Origin of the sequence: Streptomyces colwelliae, assembly GCF_048158785.1 — a bacterium.
Lineage (GTDB): Bacteria > Actinomycetota > Actinomycetes > Streptomycetales > Streptomycetaceae > Streptomyces.
Genome location: NZ_JBLTJC010000004.1, coordinates 40,098 through 57,396, shown reverse-complemented (window position 1 = coordinate 57,396; position 17,299 = coordinate 40,098). Strand labels below are relative to the sequence as shown.

The window sequence follows — 17,299 nt, the reverse complement described above, 5'->3', positions numbered from 1 at the left end:
CATGTCACCGCGGCCGACGACACCGAGAGAGGTACGAAAAAGGGCCCGCCGGTCCGAACGAGCAGCCGGCGGGCCCTCCCCCGTGTCAGGCCCAGGACTTCACCGCGTCGCGGATCGACCGCACCACCTCGTCCTGCTGCTCCGCCAGATAGAAGTGACCGCCGGGGAACACCTGGGAGGCGAAGGCGGCCGTGGTGTGCCCGGCCCAGGCAAGGACGTCCTCGACGGGAGTGACGGGGTCCCGGTCACCGGTCAGCGCCACCAGCGGACAGTCCACCAAGGCGTCCGTGACGGGGTAGCCGGCCAGTGCCCGGTAGTCCGCGCGGATCGCCGGCAGAATCATCTCCAACAGCTCCGGGTCGCCCAGCACCCGCGCGTCGGTGCCCGCGAGCTTGCGCAGTTCCTCCAGGACGCCCGCGTCGTCACGGCGGTGTACGGTCTCCGGCACCTGCCGGGAGGGTGCCCTGCGTCCCGAGACGATCAGTACGGCGGGCGGGCGGGCGGCGGCAGACAGCTGTCGGGCGGTCTCGAAGGCCACGACCGCGCCCATGCTGTGCCCGAACAGTGCGAGCGGGCGCTCGTCCTCGGCGTCCAGCGCCGCCACGATGTGCCCGGCCAGCCGTCCGATGTCCGTGACCGGTTCCTCCGTCCGCCGGTCCTGTCGACCGGGGTACTGCACCGCCAGCGTCTCCATGTCCGCGCCGAGCCGCAGCGCCAGCGGGTGGTAGAAACTCGCGCTCCCGCCCGCGTGCGGCAGACAGAGCAGTCGCGGCACACCCAGCGGGGCCGCCACATAGCCACGGAACCAGGTGCTGCGCCCCACGATCACACCACCTGCCGGATACCGGAGTAGTCGGTACCGAGGATGCCCTGGTGCAACTCTCGCAGCCCACGCCCGGGTTCGAGGCCCAGCTCCCGCTGGAGCACCTGACGGGCCGAGCGGTACACCTGGAGCGCGTCGGCCCGCCTCTCGGAGTGGTACAGCGCGAGCATCAACTGCCGGTAGAAGGCCTCGTGCAGGGGATACTCGGCGATCAACGCGAACAGCAGCGGAATCAGCTCGCTGTGCAGTCCGAGTTGGAGGTTGGCCTGCACCAGCTTCTCGGTGCACTCCAACCGCATCTGGTCCAGCCAGGCGGTGAACCCGGTGATGATGGGGCCGCTGGAGGTGTCGACCGGGGCGGGCCCCCGCCACAGGTCCAGAGCCGACGTGAAGTGCGCGACGGAGTCGGCGTGGCGGTGTTCGCGCACCGCCGCGCGCCCCTGGTTGACCAGGTCCTGAAAGGTGTGGAGGTCCAGTTGGCCCTCCTGCGGCGCGATCAGGTAACCGGGCGGGCGGGTGACGATGACGCGCGGTCCGCCGGGCCGTTCGAGGATCTTGCGGAGCTGCGAAATATAGACGTACAGAGCGGCGGTGGCCTGCCGGGGCGGCCTGTCGCCCCAGATCTCCGCGATGAGTTGCTCGCAGGAGACGATCTCCCCCGAGCGGATGAGGAGAGCGGCCATCAGCACCTGCATCTTGCGGGCGCTGACCGTGACGACCTCCTCTTCGTCTTTGACGCGGAGCGGACCAAGGATCTCGTAGCGCATGAACGTGCCCCCGTCAGGTGTGCCTCGACTCCTACGATCTGGCCGGTCGAGCCTGTCACGGCCGAATATCTGTACGCATCAGCGAAAGCACGTACGTGGTCGGGTCGGTGACCCACGTCACATGTTGGTGCGGTAGCGACACGCAAGGTGGTCTTTAGCCCCCGCTGTGAGCATCGGCGTATCGGACCGACGCTACGGGAGCACCCATGGGCAACCGCTATCTCGAAGGACCGTTCGCCCCGGCCACGGAAGAGACCACGACGTTCGACCTGCCGGTGACAGGACGCATCCCGGCCGAGCTGAACGGACGTTATCTGCGCAACGGCCCCAACCCATTGGGGCTGGAGGACGCCGAGGCCTACCACTGGTTCCTCGGCGCGGGCATGGTCCACGGGATACGGCTGCGACACGGCCGGGCCGAGTGGTACCGCAACCGCTGGGTGCGCTCCAAGGCGATCGCGGGGGCGCTCGGCGAGGACTGGACGCCGGGCCCGCTGTTCTCCGACATCGACGCGGCGCCGAACACCCACGTCATCGGACATGCCGGCCGGACCCTCGCGCTCGGCGAGGGCGGTGCGACCCCGTACGAACTGGATTACGAACTCGGCTCGTTGGGCCCCACCGACTTCGGCGGCACGCTGCCGGGCACCTACTCCGCGCACACCAAGCGCGACCCGGACACCGGCGACCTGCACGCCGTCGCGTACTTCTGGGGCTGGCCGCACGTCCAGTACTCGGTGCTGAACTCCGCAGGGCTGATCACCCGCACAGTGGACATCCCGGTGTCGGACAGCCCCCTCATCCACGACCTGGCCCTGACCGACCGATTCGCCGTGATCTACGACCTTCCAGTCACCTTCAGCATGGACCTGGCCATGACCGGCGCGTCCTTCCCGTACGCCTGGAACGACGCGCACCCCTCACGGGTGGGTCTGCTGCCGCGGGACGGTGACGCGGACTCCGTCCGCTGGTTCGAGGTGGAGCCGTGCTGGGTCTTCCACACCCTCAACGCCTACGACGACGGCGAGCACGTCGTGGTCGACCTCGTGAAGTTCCCCAGGATGCTCCAGGGTGGCCGACTCGACGACAACCCGCCGCCGGTGCTGGAGCGCTGGACGCTGGACCTCGCGAGCGGCAAGACGGTCCAGGAGACGCTGGACGACCGGGCGCAGGAGTACCCGCGGATCGACGAGCGACTGGTGTCCCGCCCGCACCGCTACGGCTACACCGTCTCCGGCCTCGGCACCTTCCAGCTCAGGAGCGGGGAGGCCGTCCTCAAACGGGACTTCCGTACGGGGGAGACCGAGACACATGCCTTCCCGGCCGGGCACGCGGTGAGCGAGGCCGTATTCGCACCGGCCTCCCCCGACGGCGCCGAGGACCACGGCTATCTGCTCACCCTGGTCTCCGATCCCGACCGCGGCGCGACCGATCTGGTCGTGCTGTCGGCCCAGGACATCGCGGGGGAGCCCGTGGCGGTGGTGCACCTACCGGTGACGGTCCCGCTGGGGCTGCACGGCAGTTGGGTCCCCGATCTCGACTGACCCCGGCCCGCGCCGCGGGGACGACTCCTCCCGGCAGCCGTGACGAACCGACCGACGAACAGGAGCAGTGATGGCGGAGGTACTGACGACTGCCGACGCGTCGGCGGCCACGCGACTGCGGGTCACGGAGTTGGCCGCGATCCGTGAGGAGGTCCGGCGCGGACCGAGCGAGAAGGCGACCGAGGCGCAGCGGGCGAAAGGCAAGCTCACCGCACGGGAGCGGATCGAACTGCTCCTGGACGAGGGCTCGTTCCACGAAGTCGAGTCGTTGCGACGGCACCGGGCGACGGGCTTCGGGCTGGAGGCCAAGCGCCCTTACACGGACGGGGTGGTCACCGGCTGGGGCACGGTCCACGGTCGTACGGTCTTCGTCTACGCGCACGACTTCCGGATCTTCGGCGGCGCACTGGGCGAGGCCCATGCCACGAAGATCCACAAGGTCATGGACATGGCCCTGGCGGCGGGCGCGCCGTTGGTGTCGCTGAACGACGGTGCCGGCGCCCGGATCCAGGAGGGGGTGTCGGCACTCGCCGGATACGGCGGGATCTTCCGCCGCAACACCCGCGCCTCGGGCGTCATCCCGCAGATCAGCGTCATGCTGGGCCCTTGCGCGGGCGGCGCCGCATACGCGCCGGCACTGACGGACTTCGTGTTCATGGTGCGCGAGACCTCGCAGATGTTCATCACCGGTCCGGACGTGGTCCAAGCGGTGACCGGCGAAGAGATCACTCAGAACGGCCTGGGCGGCGCGGACGTGCACGCCACGGTGTCCGGAGTGGCGCACTTCGCCTATGACGACGAGCGGACCTGTCTGGAGGAGGTCCGCTACCTGTTGTCGCTGCTGCCGCAGAACAACCGGGAGAACCCGCCGACGGTGGAACCCGCCGACCCGGCCCTGCGGCGGAGCGACATCCTGCTCGACCTGGTACCCGCCGACGGCAACCGCTCCTACGACATGCACCGGGTCATCGAGGAGATCGTCGACGACGGCGAGTACCTGGAGGTCCACGAACGCTGGGCGACCAACATCGTGTGCGCCCTGGCTCGTCTGGACGGCCAGGTCGTCGCCGTCGTCGCCAACCAGCCGGCCTCTCTCGCGGGTGTGCTGGACATCTCCGCGTCGGAGAAGGCCGCCCGTTTCGTGCAGATGTGCGACGCCTTCAGCATCCCCATCGTCACCCTGCTGGACGTGCCCGGGTTTCTGCCGGGGGTGACGCAGGAGCACGGCGGCATCATCCGGCACGGCGCGAAGCTGCTGTACGCCTACTGCAACGCGACCGTCCCGCGAATCTCGGTGATCCTGCGCAAGGCGTACGGCGGCGCCTACATCGTGATGGACTCGCAGTCCATCGGCGCCGATCTGACGTTCGCGTGGCCGACGAACGAGATCGCGGTGATGGGCGCGGAGGGCGCGGCGAACGTCATCTTCCGCCGGCAGATCGCCGAGGCGGACGACCCCGAGGCGATGCGTGCGCGCATGGTCAAGGAATACAAGGCCGAGCTGATGCATCCGTACTACGCCGCCGAGCGTGGCCTCGTCGACGACGTGATCGACCCTGCCGACACCCGTCCGGTCCTGATCGCCTCGCTCGCGATGCTCCGCACCAAGCACGCCGACCTACCGGTCCGTAAACACGGCAATCCTCCCCAGTAGCACCTACGGCCGCGGCGAGCAGCCTGCGGCGTCGAATACGATCCCGCCCGCCTCATCATCGTCAGCAGTTCGAGCAGGCCATCGATCTCGCTGTAAGCCCCTGCTCGGAGCGGGCGCCGAACTGGGCCCCATGGACGTCGACGGCTCCGGGATGGCCAGCGTTTTTGCAGGTCATAGGCTTGCGTTCAGCACCGAAATCCCATCGCCAGGCGTCGCCCCCTCTCGGACAGTCCCCGCGGGTCGCGCAGACAGTGGGCAGATTCGCCTTGAGGGTGTGATCCAGGTCGGCGGTCTTCCCCAGCGGGCCCCACCTGGCTTGATTCGGTGCCGCACATAAACAAACCCCGAACGCGCAAAGCCGTGCCGGGCACCCCCACCGACCTCACCCGGCTCCGGATCACCCTCACCGCGTTCTTCGCCCTCGACGGCTTCATCTTCGCCGGCTGGGTCGTCCGCATCCCCGCCATCAAGCACCAGACCGGCGCCGCCGCCAGCGCCCTCGGCCTCGCCCTCCTGGTCTTCGGCGCGGCCTACGGCGGGATCAACACCCCACAAGCACAGAAACTCGGCCAGATCTCGCACCGAGTACTGACACTTCGGCACGCCTCTGCGCTTGACCTCACGTACGGATCAGGTCGAATCCGTACACCACTTGCCAGGACGCAAGCCCGAGCAGCCCTCCGGGGGAACAGAAGTGCGGGAAACCCTGAACGGACGCCACGGCTCGGATAGCCTCGTCAATCCTCGGGCCGAACTGACGTACGGCGCACATCACTTCGGGGGATCCGTGTCAGAACAGCGGCCGCTGCCACCGGACCTGGCGACGAACGAGGCCGCCGCACTGCGGCAGACCGGTGCCGCACCCCTGCGCCTCGGCGACCCGGATCGCATCGGTCCCTACGCACCGCTGGCCCTGCTCGGCAGCGGCGGTATGGGACGGGTCTACCTCGCACGTCCCGCGGACGGCAGCCCCGGTCTGGCCGCGGTGAAGGTGATCAGGCCGGAGTACGCGGACGATCCCGGCTTCCGGCGCCGGTTCGAGCGTGAGGCGGCGGTGCACGAGCGGGTCAGCACGTCGCACACACCGAGACTGTGCGGCACGGGCTTCCAGGACGAGTTGCTGTGGATGGCCACCGAGTACCTCCCGGGGCTCGATCTGGCGCACGCCGTACGTGAGCACGGCGCCCTGGAGACGGCCGCGGTCTGGCGTCTGGTGGCGGAGCTGGGGCAGGCGCTGGCCGACCTCGCCGCCACGGGGATCGTGCACCGGGATCTGAAGCCGTCCAACGTGCTGTTGTCCGTCGGAGGCGCGCATGTGATCGACTTCGGCATTTCGAAGGCCATGGACGCCAGCACGATCACCGGCACGGGTGTCCGGGTGGGAACTCCGGCGTACATGTCGCCGGAACACCTGAGGACCGGCAGATCCGACCCGGCGTCGGACGTGTTCTCACTCGCCGGGACGCTGGTGTACGCGGCGATGGGGCATGCCCCGTTCGGCGACGGTACGGGGATCGACGTGATGCACCGGGTGGCGTTCGAGGAGCCGGATCCCGAGCTGCTCGCCGAGATCTCGGCGGCGGACGCGACGCTCGGCTCGCTGCTGACCGCCTGCCTGGCCAAGGAGCCCGAACAGCGGCCCACCGGGCAGGACTTGACCGATGCGGCCGGGGCACGCACCGAGACGACCGTGTGGCCCGAGCCGCTGGCCGGCCAACTCCTGGCCCGGCAGCGGGCGTACGAGGTGCTGTACCGCCTCCCCGTCGCGGCGCAAGCCCGATTACGGTCTCCGGACGAACGGCCGATGGCGATGGCGATGCCGTCGGCACCGGCCGGGCAGGGCGGCCGGTCCGGTCCGCCCGTTCCCGGACCACCGGTGGTGGTCGCCGACGCCGCCTCCGGCACACCAACGGCACACCCCCAGGAGAGCGGAGTCCGCACCTGGGCACGGAGGAAGTCGGTACGGGCAGTCGCCGCGGGCATCGCCGTCTGTGCGGTGGCCGCGGGGGTCTTCGTGTTCAGTCACGACGACGGCCCGCCCGCCGCTTCCGGCCCGGGGTCCGCCACGACGACCGGCCGCACCGTGCCCGGCGGCACCGCCTTCTCACCGGCACCCGGGGCCTCGGACGCGAGGCCCGCCTCCGGCAAGAGCGTCGACGGCGCCGCGAACCCCGACGGCGCGGCCACGCGCCCCGAGGACTCCGGCTCCTCCGCACCGGGGGTGCACGGCACTCCGTCCGCTCCCGATGCCGATCCCAGCGCGCCGGCCGACACGACCCCCTCCTCGTCCCCGAGCGGTCCGCCCACCACCGAGCCCGCGACCCCGGCCTGGATCTCGGACTGCACGTACTACCCCGGCAACGGACGCACGCGCCTCGGCGACAGCGGCAAGCGTGTGCTCCAGGTGCAGTGCATGCTGACGAAGCGCGGATACGACGTCGGGAGCACCGGCGTGGACGGCGACTTCGGTGCCGGAACCGAGTCGGCGGTACAGAGCTTCCAGAGCGACAGGCTGCTGGACGCCGACGGCATCGTGGACCACGCGACCTGGCTCGCCCTGCGCAGTACGGACTGACGCATGTACCCCACCCGCCGCGGTACCGGACAGCGGCTGCCCGGTCACCGAATCCGACCTGGGCGACACGGCGTCCAAGGATCCCCGGAGCGGCACCGCCGGCGAAACCGCGCGCGGTGGTGTCGGCGGACGCGCCCGTCCGTTCATGCCGCTCCGGATCCGACCGCCGACACCCCGAGGTGGTCCACGGGCAGCGTCCGGGGCGAGCCGCACCTCGCTCCAGGCGCCCGCCTGCCCTCTTGCCCTGGACGCGGCCCCCGCCTAGCCTGACTTTGTGCCGCAAATAAACAAACCCAGAATGCGCAGCGTCGCGCCGGGCACCCCCACCGACCTGACCCGCCTCCGGATCACCCTCACCGCCTTCTTCGCCCTCGACGGCTTCATCTTCGCCGGCTGGGTCGTCCGCATCCCCGCCATCAAGGAACAGACCGGCGCCTCCGCCAGCACCCTCGGACTCGCACTCCTCGGCGTCTCCGCCGGCGCCGTCATCACGATGATGCTCACCGGCCGCCTCTGCCACCGCTACGGCAACCACCAAGTCACCGTCGTCTGCGCCGTGTTGCTGTCCCTGAGCGTCTCCCTCCCCCCGCTCACCCACTCACCGCTCACCCTCGGCCTCGTCCTCCTGGTCTTCGGCGCGGCCTACGGCGGGATCAATGTCGCGTTCAACAGCGCGGCGGTCGACCTGGTCAGGGCCATGCGGCGGCCCATCATGCCCAGCTTCCACGCCGCGTTCAGCCTCGGCGGCATGGTCGGCGCCGGGCTCGGCGGGCTCGTCGCCGGAGTCCTCACCCCGACCCAGCATCTGTTCGGCCTCACCGTGACCGGCCTGCTCGTCACCGCCGTCGTTGGCCGCAGCCTGCTGCGCCTCCAGCCCCCGGCACTCCCCGAACCCCCCGCGGACTCGCCGAAGGAGGAGACCGCCCCACGCCGCCTGGACGCGCGTACCCGCGGCCTCGTCTTCACCTTCGGCCTGATCGCCCTCTGCACCGCCTTCGGCGAAGGAGCCCTCGCCGACTGGAGCGCCCTGCACCTGGAACAGGACCTCGACGCCACCGCCGGCGCCGCCGCCATCGGCTACTCCTGCTTCGCGCTCGCCATGACCGCCGGCCGGCTCACCGGCACCCGGCTCCTCGAACGCCTCGGCCGCACCCGCACCCTCGTCTCCGGTGGCGCGACCGCCGCCCTCGGCATGCTGCTCGGCGCCCTCGCACCCACCCTGTGGGCAGCCGTCCTCGGCTTCGTCATCACCGGGCTCGGCCTCGCCAACCTCTTCCCCGTCGCCGTCGAACGCGCCGGCACCCTCGCCGGCCCCGACGGCGTCGCCATCGCCTCCACCCTCGGCTACGGCGGCATGCTCCTGGGCCCGCCCGCCATCGGCTTCATGGCGGACTGGTACTCCCTCCCCGCCGCCCTCACCAGCGTGGCCGTACTCGCCGCCGTCGCGGCCGGTATCGGATTCCTCACCCGGCACGCGGCAGAGGGCTGATTCCACGTCACCGGGCGCAGTGAACAAGCCAACGAGCGGGCCGGTACGCGCAGTTGGGGCGGGCGCGGCACACGGGTCGTGCCACGGGGGAATAACGTGGGTGCCCACGGCCGATCTTCGACGGTCCGTGGTTCTCACCGCGCACGCACAGGAGCTTCCATGACCGAAGCGGCAGACAACTCCGAGCAGGATCCGCTCGCCAGGTTCGACACCACCGTGCCGCAGTCGGCCCGGATCTGGAACTACTGGCTGGGCGGCAAGGACAACTACGAGGTGGACCGTGTCGCCGGCGACGCGTTCCGCGAGATCTTCCCCGGCATAGAGACCGGAGCCCGTGCCGCCCGGTACTTCCTCGCCCGCGCCGTCCGTCATCTCGCCGCCGAGGAGGGCATCCGGCAGTTCCTGGACATCGGCACCGGACTGCCCAGCGTGGACAACACCCACGAGATAGCCCAGCGGGTGGTCCCCGAGTGCCGCATCGTCTACGTCGACAACGACCCGCTGGTGCTGGCCCACGCCCGCGCGCTGCTCACCAGCTCCCCGGAGGGCGTCACCAACTACGTCGACGCCGACCTGCGCGACCCCGCCACCATCGTGCGCGAGGCCGGCAAGACGCTGGACTTCGACAAGCCCGTCGCCCTCATGCTGATGGGCATCCTGGGCCACATCGAGGACTACGACGAGGCGCGCTCGATCGTACGGCGCCTGGTGGACGCCCTGCCCTCCGGCAGCTACCTCGTCCACTACGACAGCACCGACACCAGTGAGGCCTACGTCGACGCCATCCGCCAGTACAACGAGGGTGGTTCGATCCCGTACATCCTGCGCAGCCCCGAGCAGATCGCGGGCTTCTTCGAGGGGCTGGAACTGCTCGAACCGGGCGTGGCGTCCTGCTCCCGCTGGCGCCCCGACGACAGTGCCTGGGGCCTGCCCGCGGAGGTGCACCAGTACGGCGGGGTCGCCCTCAAGCGCTAGAACCCGCCCGACAGTTCAAGTCTTTTGACGGATCACGTCTCCTGAAGAATGCGATGCAGGATCGTCGGAGTCTCCTCCGGCGATTCCGCCTCCACCACCAGCCGGTTCATGACGTCCCAGTAGCACTCGATCTCGGTCGGCCGGTCGGGATAGAGGGCGGTGACCCTCTGCTCCAGGTAGACCATGTCGGGGAGCCGGCCGCCGGGCAGCCGCAGGATGGTGACCGGCCCGGCCTCCCCCGCGTGCCCGCCCGCGAGGAACGGCATCACCTGGACGGTGACCTGCGGCAGCCGGCAGATCTCGATGAGATGCCTCAACTGGGCGCGCATCGTACTGATCCCGCCCACCGGGCGACGCAGCGCCGCCTCGTCGATCACGGCCCAGAGCTGTGCCGCCGGCCGCCGGCGCAGAATCCGCTGCCGTGTCATCCGGAGCTTGACCCGTCGGTCGAGTTCCACCCCGTCGGCGCCCGAGTGGGCGAGCCTGAGGGAGGCGCGCGCGTAGTCGGGGGTCTGCAACAGGTGGGGAACGCGTTGGACCTCGAAGCAGCGGACGAGGCTCGCCGCCTGTTCGGCCCCGAGGTAGGCACGCGTCCAGGTGGGCACCACGTCGTTGAAGTGCTGCCACCAGGCCGGGGAGTTGGCCTCCTCGGCGAGGGCCAGCAGGGTCGCGCGCTCGGCCTCGTCCGTGACGCCGTAGAGCGTGAGCAGGTCGGCCACGTCACGCGGCTTGAAGCGGTGGCGGCCGGCCTCCAGTCGGCTGATCTTGGACCGGGAGGCGCGGATGGCGTCGCCCGAGGCCCCGCGGGAGATGTGCCGCTCCTCACGCAGTTCGCGCAACCGTGAGCCCAGTACCAGCCGCGGCACCACGGGTCCGGCCGACAACCCGTCCAGCGGCGTGGTTAAGACCTCGTCGGAACCCATGTCGGAACCCATGCGCAACTCCCTGCGGTGAACGGCCCTTGCACGCCCGCGACTTGCCCACCCGCGAACGCTGAAGCCAGCCATCCTAGAGGGCTGCCGGGCCTGCGATCTTCGAGTCGCGGGAATGATCTGCACCTTTACGGCCAGGCCGACACGCAGGTATTTCCTATACGATTTCACGCTCAGCCGTGCCGAGTAGGAGGTGCGGGTGCGAGCCCACGGAGCGACAAACTCCCTACCCACCGCACCTGTTCGTGCCGCAAGTCTTGACGGGCGCAGGTTCCTCCCCCACGATCGCCGCATCGATTTCCTATCTGATTCCTATCTGAATCCGCAGGGGTGGGTCATGCACTTCCCAACCAGATCTGTCCTGCCCGGAGTTGTCGCGGCCGTGTTGCTGGCCTCGGGAACAGCGGCCTGCACCTACAAGAACTCGGGTGCGCAGTCGGGCAGTCAGGCCGCGCCGGCCGCTCGGACCGGCGCCGGCGCCGAACTCGTGGACGGCTCCGGGACCAAGGTCGCCCTCGTGCCGGGCGGCGCCCACCCGTACTTCCAGCCCTGGAAGACCGCGGGCGCCGCCGCGAAGAAGACGTACGGCCTCGGAGCCGTCGCCTTCGACGAGACGGCGGAGTGGGACCAGCAGAAGCAGAACAACCTGCTGTCCACGCTCGCGGCGCGCGGCTACAACGCGTTCGGGGTGTTCGGCGTCTCCCCCACCGACATCAACTCGACCTTCACCGACCTCAAGTCGCAGGGTTTCCCGGTGGCTTCGCTGGGTTCGTGCCCCGCGGGCGACAAGGACGAGGCCGACTTCTGTCTCTCCACGGACGTCCAACTCGCCGCCTACAAAGCCGCGAAGGCGGCGATCGCGGCCATGGGCGGCAAGGGCACCCTGGTCCACCTCACCGGCAACAACGTCGACGCCAATACCCAGTTGAGGATCAAGGGCGTCGCCCAGGCTGTGAAGGAGTCGGGCGGCAAGGTCAAGCTCCTCCAGACCATCACCGACATCGACACGGACCTACAGACCGCGCAGAAGGCGGTGTCCGACCTGATGGCGGCAAAGGGCAGTCAGATCACGGGCATTGTCGCCACCGCCTACAACCCGGCCGTCGCCGCGGCCGACGTCGTCAAGTCGTCCGGGTCGAAGGCGAAGGTCATCGCCATCGACGACGACGCCAAGATCCTCAGCGGCATCAGGCAGGGCACGGTCACCGCCACCGTCGTACAGAACCCGGTCGGCCAGGCCGAGATCGGGACCTGGGCGCTGGCGCTGCTCCAGACGAAGCAGTGCACGGTGCGCTCTCCCGGCGTGGAGGTTGACTCGGGTTCGTTCGTCGTCACCAAGGCGAACGTCGCCGGCTACGACAAGGCACGGCAGGCGAAGACCGCCGAACTGAAGAAGCAGTTCGCCGACAAGATCCTCTCCTGCGGCTGACGGCCGACCACCACTGACGGCCAAGCACCGCTGATGGCCAACTCCCCCGACAGAAACCGGACTTGCTGAATGAGCAGCAGCATCATCACGGCCGCGACCGCGAGGCTGGCCGACATCGCCGTCGAGCAGGACCGCACCGACGCGGTGCAGTCGTTCGTCAAACAGGAGACGGTCCTGGTCGACCTGGAGACGGCCGACGGCCTCGCGGGAACCGGCTACTCCTACACGATCGGCACCGGCGGCAGCTCCGTACTCGCCCTGCTGCGCGACCACTTGCTGCCCGCGCTCCTCGGACAGGACGCCCGCAACGTCGAGGCGCTGTGGCAACGTCTGTTCGCGCTGACCCGGTCCACCACCACCGGGGCCATCACCTCGCTCGCCCTCGCCGCCGTCGACACCGCCCTGTGGGACGTGCGGTGCAAGCGGGCGGGCGAACCTCTGTGGCGACTGGCGGGCGGACACCGCCAGGAGGTGCCGGTCTACGACACCGAGGGCGGCTGGCTCCATCTGAGCGCCGAGGAACTGGTCAAAAGCGCCCTGCGCGCCCAGGAGTTGGGCTGGGCCGGCGTCAAGATCAAGGTGGGCCGGCCGCATCCCGCCGAGGACGCGGAACGCCTGCGCGCGGTCCGCGAGGCCGTCGGCCCCGCGCTGCACATCATGACCGACGCCAACCAGTCCCAGACGGCGTCCTCCGGCCTGCGGCTCGCGGCCGCGCTGGAACCGTACGACCCGTACTGGCTGGAGGAGCCGCTGCCCGCCGACGACATCAGCGGGCACGCGCGGCTCGCGGCGGCGACCCGCATCCCCGTCGCCGTGGGCGAGTCCATGTACTCGCTCATGCAGTTCCGCAGCTATCTGGAGGCCGGTGCCGCGTCCGTCGTGCAGGTCGACGCCGCGCGGATCGGTGGCATCACCCCGTGGCTGAAGGTCGCGCATCTGGCGGAGAGTCACAACGTCGCGGTCTGCCCGCACTTCCTGATGGAACTGCACGTGAGCCTCGCCGCCGCCGTACCGAACGGCCAATACGTCGAGTACATACCGCAGTTGAGGGCGGTGACCCGGACCGAGCTGACCATCCGGGATGGAATGGCGATCGCTCCCGACATACCGGGCATCGGCATCGACTGGGACCTGGACGCGCTGGACGACCGGAGGGTGGCATGACGACCTCGATCAGCCCGCCGGACACCGTCCCGGAGGAGAAGGCGGCCACGCACCGCATGCCGTTCTGGGTCAACCAGCGACTCGGCCTGCTGGTCCTGGTCATCGCGCTCAGCGTCCTGTTCGGCGTGCTCCGACCGGCCTTCCTGGACCAGCAGTTGGTGCTCTTCCCGCTCCTGCGCGACGTCGCCACACTGACCGTGGTCGCGCTCGCGCAGATGGTCGCCCTGTCCGTGGGCCACATGAACCTCGCGGTCGGCCGGATGGCCGCCTTCGGCGCCATGTTCGCGGGCCTCGGCTACGACCGTCTCGGCGTCCCGATGCAGGTCGGGCTGCTGATGTGCCTGGCCGCCGGGGCGGCGATCGGCGCGGTCACCGGCTGGCTCATCGCCCGCACCGGAGTGAGCTCCTTCGTCGTCACCCTGGCCATGGACTTCGCCCTCCTGGGCCTGGTCTCCCTCATGTACTCGTCCCTCACCGACGACGCCGCCTTCACCACCCACCCCTCCGGAATCGACGCCCTGCGCTCCTACTCCCTCGCCGACATCTGCGCGGGCCCCATCTGCGGCTCCCCCGCCGTCCCGCAGATAGCCCAGTTCACCGTCCTCGCGATGCTCGCCCTCGGTTTCCTCTACGGCTGTACGCGCATCGGCCGTGAACTGCTGCTCACCGGCGCCAATCCGGCCGCCGCGGAGCTGTCCGGCATTCCCACCGGACGCCGGGTCCTGCTCGCGCACACGCTCTCGGGGCTGCTCGCCGCACTCGCCGGATTCATGGCGGCGGCGGGCACCGGCACGTTCCGCGCCTCCATCGGCGACGACTTCATGCTGCCGTCCTTCCTCGGCGCGGTGCTCGGCGGCACCCTGCTCACCGGCGGGGTGGTGTCGGTGCTGGGCACGCTGCTCGGCACCGCTCTGGTCGGTGTGATCCGCAAGGGTCTCGACCTGCTCGGCGTCGGGCTGGAGAGCCTGAACATCTATCTCGGCTGTGTCCTCCTGCTGGCCTTGTCGGCCGACCGGATCCGCACGGTGGTGTCCTATCGCAAGGTGGTGCGCTCGACATGAACGGCTTCAACGTGAAGCGCATTCAAGGGAGTTGGGACGGCTCGGCGCTGCGCCGGTTCTCCCGCTCCACGGCGGCGCTGCTGCTGTGCGTGGTCGTGGTGGGATACGTGGCGCTGGGTATCGCCTCGTCCGGCTCCTTCTTCGAGGGCCCCTCGGTGCGGGTCTTCCTCCAGTACCTGGCCACTCCCATTCTCATCGGGCTGGCCCAGATGGTGGCGCTGTGCGTGGGCCAACTCAACCTGGCCGTAGGCGCCTTGGGCGGTTTTACCGCCTGTCTGATGGGTGTCCTCATGGCCGACCACGGTGTGCCCGCCGGAGTCGCCGTGATCGTGGGCCTGTTGACGGCGACGGCCATCGGGCTGGCGACCGGTGTCGCCATCGTGGCCACCCGGATCAACGGGTTCATCGTCACCCTCGCGACGATGACGATCCTCCTGGGGGCGCAGTACCGGCTCACCGGCACCCGTACCGTCGACGGCTACTCGCGCACGCTGCGCGACTTCGGCACGGCGGCGCCGCTGAACATCCCGCTCGTCTTCGTCACCGCGCTCGTCGCGGCGGCGCTGCTGGCCGCGTTCATGTACCGCACGGTCGCAGGCCGACGGCTCCTCGCGGCGGGCGGCAACCCGCTCGCGGCCCGGCTGTCCGGTATCTCCACCGACCGGCAGATCGTGGCCGCGCACACCCTGTCCGGGCTGCTGATCGGCGTGGCCGCCGTGACCGCCACGGCCTCGCTGCCCGGCGTCAACCGCAGCGTCGGCGGCGACTGGCTGCTGCCGAGCTTCGCCGCGCCGATCATCGGGGGCGTGGCCCTCACCGGCGGTTCGATCGCCGTACTGGGCACGGTACTTGCGGCCTTCGTGACGCGGCTCATCGACGCCGCTCGGGCCCAGTTCTCCCTGGACCCGAGCTGGGTGAACCTTCTCATCGGCCTGGTCGTGCTGGGTACGGTCGCCGGTGGCCGGCTGCACCAGACGCGCCTGGAGAAGTCCGCGACGACCGACGGCGCCGTCCTGCCGCAGACCGGAGGTGCCCAGTGAGCGGCACGGTTCTTCTCGCATGCGAGGACCTGGTCAAGGTCTTCCCCGGTGTCCGCGCGCTGGACGGCGTAGGGCTGCGGCTGACCGCCGGCAGCGTGCACGCGCTCCTCGGTGAGAACGGCGCCGGCAAGTCGACCCTCATCAAGGTGCTCACCGGCGTCCACTCCCCCGACGGCGGCAGCCTCACCTGGAGCGGCCAACAGGTGCATCTGCGCTCGCCGTTGGAGGCGACCCGCACCGGCATCGGTGTCGTCCACCAGGAACGCAACCTGATCCCCGGCTTCTCGGTGGCGGAGAACATCACGCTCCAGAACCCCCCTTCGCACCGTGGCCTGGTCGACCGCGAGGCGATGACCGCACCGGCCCTCGCGTGCCTCGCGGAACTCGGCGTCGACCTCGACCCGCAGCGCCCGGTACGCGAACTCTCCGTAGCGCAACAGCAGTTGGTGGAGATCGCCAAGGCCCTCTACACCGAGAGCCGGGTCCTGCTGCTGGACGAGCCGACCGCCTCCCTCTCCCCGCAGGAGACCGAGCGCCTCTTCGAGGTGATCCGGCGACTGGCCGCCCGCGGCGCCTGTGTCGTCTTCGTCAGCCACAAGCTGGAGGAGGTCTTCGCGGTCTGCGACACCGTCACGGTGCTGCGCGACGGCAAGTCGGTCCTGGAGTCCTCTCCCTTGTCGGACCACACCCACGACGACATCGTGGGCCTCATGGTGGGCCGCGCCCACGCGGCGACGGAGATGCGCCCCCGCACGGTCGATCCCACCGCCACCCCAACTCTCGTACTGGACAAGGTCTCCACGGCCGGCGGACACCGTGACATCAGCCTGGAGGTCCGGCCCGGGGAGATCGTCGGCCTGTACGGACTGGTCGGCGCCGGGCGCAGCGAACTGGTCAAGGCGGTGCTGGGCCTGGACCGCATCACGGGCGGCGAGGTCCGCGTCCACGGCAGCCCGGTCCGCATCACGTCACCCCGCCAGGCCCTGCACGAGTTCGGCATCGGATACGTCACCGAGAACCGTAAGGAGGAGGGCGTCTTCCTGGAGCAGCCCATCGTCCGCAACATCACGGTGACGGTGTGGAAGCGGCTCGCCAAGGCCCTCGGGTTCGTCTCGGCGCGCGAGGAGCAGGACGTCGCGCAGGATCTCGTCGACCGGCTCGGCATCCGTGTCTCGGGGCTCGGGCAGAACGCGGGCGAGCTCTCGGGCGGGAACCAGCAGAAGGTCAGCCTCGCCAAGTGGCTTGCCGCGGACACCCGGTTGCTGGTCATCGACGAGCCGACGGTGGGCGTCGACGTCCGCACCAAGCGCGCCTTCCACGAACTGATCTGGGACCTGGCCCGCGACGGCCTGCCCATTCTCCTCATCAGCAGCGACCTCGCGGAGATGGTCACCCTCGCGGACCGCATCGTCGTCATGACGGACCACCGCATCCGCGGCGAGCTCGACAACGACCGCGACTACGACCGCATGAGCGGCCGGGTCATCCGCCTGATCCACGACCGCGACGCGGTGCGCTCGTGAGGCGCGTGGCCCAGGTCATCGCCGTACACCCGGAAAAGCTGGACGAATACCGGGAGTTGCACCGCCACGTGCCCCGGCCGGTGCTCGACCGGATCCGGCGCAGCCATATCTCCAACTACTCGATCCATCTGCTGGGCGACCGCCTGTTCAGCTATTTCGAGTACCACGGCGACGATCTCGCGGCGGACCTGGCCCTGCTGGCCGAGGACGAGGCCACGCAGCGGTGGTGGGAACTCACCGCCCCCTGTCAGGTACCCGTGCCGGAGGCGGCGCCCGGCGACTGGTGGGCCACGGCGGAGCAGGTGTTCCTCATGGAGTGAGCG

The 17,299-nt window shown here is 69.9% G+C and carries 14 protein-coding genes and 1 pseudogene; 12 read left to right on the top strand and 3 right to left on the bottom strand.

Features of this window, described 5'->3' with window-relative positions:
* Positions 1–85: 85 nt before the first annotated feature.
* Both ACNFOC_RS01735 and ACNFOC_RS01730 read right to left on the bottom strand, forming a co-directional pair.
* Positions 86–823 (bottom strand): thioesterase II family protein, encoded by a 738-nt coding sequence (locus ACNFOC_RS01735; RefSeq protein ID WP_416955833.1) that lies wholly within the window; start codon positions 821–823, stop codon positions 86–88.
* A 2-nt stretch (positions 824–825) separates the two neighbouring features.
* Complete coding sequence (locus tag ACNFOC_RS01730; protein ID WP_416955831.1) at positions 826–1,590, bottom strand: AfsR/SARP family transcriptional regulator; 765 nt, start codon at positions 1,588–1,590, stop codon at positions 826–828.
* Between the two features lie 206 nt (positions 1,591–1,796).
* Here ACNFOC_RS01730 and ACNFOC_RS01725 point away from each other — a divergent pair, with 206 nt between their 5' ends.
* The 6 genes and pseudogenes from ACNFOC_RS01725 (at position 1,797) to ACNFOC_RS01700 (ending at position 9,827) form a co-directional block, all read left to right on the top strand.
* Positions 1,797–3,134, top strand: a complete 1,338-nt coding sequence (locus ACNFOC_RS01725) for a carotenoid oxygenase family protein (protein ID WP_416955829.1) — start codon at positions 1,797–1,799, stop codon at positions 3,132–3,134.
* A 70-nt stretch (positions 3,135–3,204) separates the two neighbouring features.
* Positions 3,205–4,788 (top strand): acyl-CoA carboxylase subunit beta, encoded by a 1,584-nt coding sequence (locus tag ACNFOC_RS01720; RefSeq protein ID WP_416955827.1) that lies wholly within the window; start codon positions 3,205–3,207, stop codon positions 4,786–4,788.
* A 360-nt stretch (positions 4,789–5,148) separates the two neighbouring features.
* A pseudogene (locus tag ACNFOC_RS01715) lies at positions 5,149–5,337 on the top strand (MFS transporter); the annotation flags it as partial.
* Positions 5,338–5,575: 238 nt separating this feature from the next.
* Entirely contained in the window at positions 5,576–7,363 is a 1,788-nt protein-coding gene (locus ACNFOC_RS01710) for a protein kinase domain-containing protein (protein ID WP_416955826.1), read from the top strand.
* 298 nt (positions 7,364–7,661) lie between these two features.
* Positions 7,662–8,852 (top strand): MFS transporter, encoded by a 1,191-nt coding sequence (locus tag ACNFOC_RS01705; protein ID WP_416955824.1) that lies wholly within the window; start codon positions 7,662–7,664, stop codon positions 8,850–8,852.
* Positions 8,853–9,011: 159 nt separating this feature from the next.
* On the top strand, positions 9,012–9,827 hold the full coding sequence (locus ACNFOC_RS01700) for an SAM-dependent methyltransferase (RefSeq protein ID WP_416955822.1): 816 nt from the start codon (positions 9,012–9,014) through the stop codon (positions 9,825–9,827).
* Between the two features lie 32 nt (positions 9,828–9,859).
* Here ACNFOC_RS01700 and ACNFOC_RS01695 read toward each other — a convergent pair whose 3' ends face one another.
* Entirely contained in the window at positions 9,860–10,762 is a 903-nt protein-coding gene (locus ACNFOC_RS01695) for a Sco1979 family transcriptional regulator (protein ID WP_416955820.1), read from the bottom strand.
* A 334-nt stretch (positions 10,763–11,096) separates the two neighbouring features.
* Between ACNFOC_RS01695 and ACNFOC_RS01690 the strand changes: the two genes are divergently transcribed.
* From ACNFOC_RS01690 to ACNFOC_RS01665, 6 genes are all read left to right on the top strand, one after another.
* Complete coding sequence (locus ACNFOC_RS01690; RefSeq protein WP_416955819.1) at positions 11,097–12,188, top strand: sugar ABC transporter substrate-binding protein; 1,092 nt, start codon at positions 11,097–11,099, stop codon at positions 12,186–12,188.
* A gap of 69 nt (positions 12,189–12,257) precedes the next feature.
* On the top strand, positions 12,258–13,352 hold the full coding sequence (locus ACNFOC_RS01685; protein WP_416955817.1) for a mandelate racemase/muconate lactonizing enzyme family protein: 1,095 nt from the start codon (positions 12,258–12,260) through the stop codon (positions 13,350–13,352).
* On the top strand, positions 13,349–14,413 hold the full coding sequence (locus ACNFOC_RS01680; protein WP_416955815.1) for an ABC transporter permease: 1,065 nt from the start codon (positions 13,349–13,351) through the stop codon (positions 14,411–14,413). The genes ACNFOC_RS01685 and ACNFOC_RS01680 overlap by 4 nt, the downstream gene beginning before the upstream one ends.
* A complete protein-coding gene (locus ACNFOC_RS01675; RefSeq protein WP_416955813.1) occupies positions 14,410–15,453 on the top strand; it encodes an ABC transporter permease in 1,044 nt (347 codons plus the stop codon). The genes ACNFOC_RS01680 and ACNFOC_RS01675 overlap by 4 nt, the downstream gene beginning before the upstream one ends.
* Positions 15,450–16,976 (top strand): sugar ABC transporter ATP-binding protein, encoded by a 1,527-nt coding sequence (locus ACNFOC_RS01670; RefSeq protein WP_416955811.1) that lies wholly within the window; start codon positions 15,450–15,452, stop codon positions 16,974–16,976. Before ACNFOC_RS01675 ends, ACNFOC_RS01670 begins: the two co-directional genes overlap by 4 nt.
* Complete coding sequence (locus ACNFOC_RS01665; RefSeq protein WP_416955809.1) at positions 16,973–17,296, top strand: L-rhamnose mutarotase; 324 nt, start codon at positions 16,973–16,975, stop codon at positions 17,294–17,296. The genes ACNFOC_RS01670 and ACNFOC_RS01665 overlap by 4 nt, the downstream gene beginning before the upstream one ends.
* The last annotated feature ends 3 nt before the right edge of the window (positions 17,297–17,299 follow it).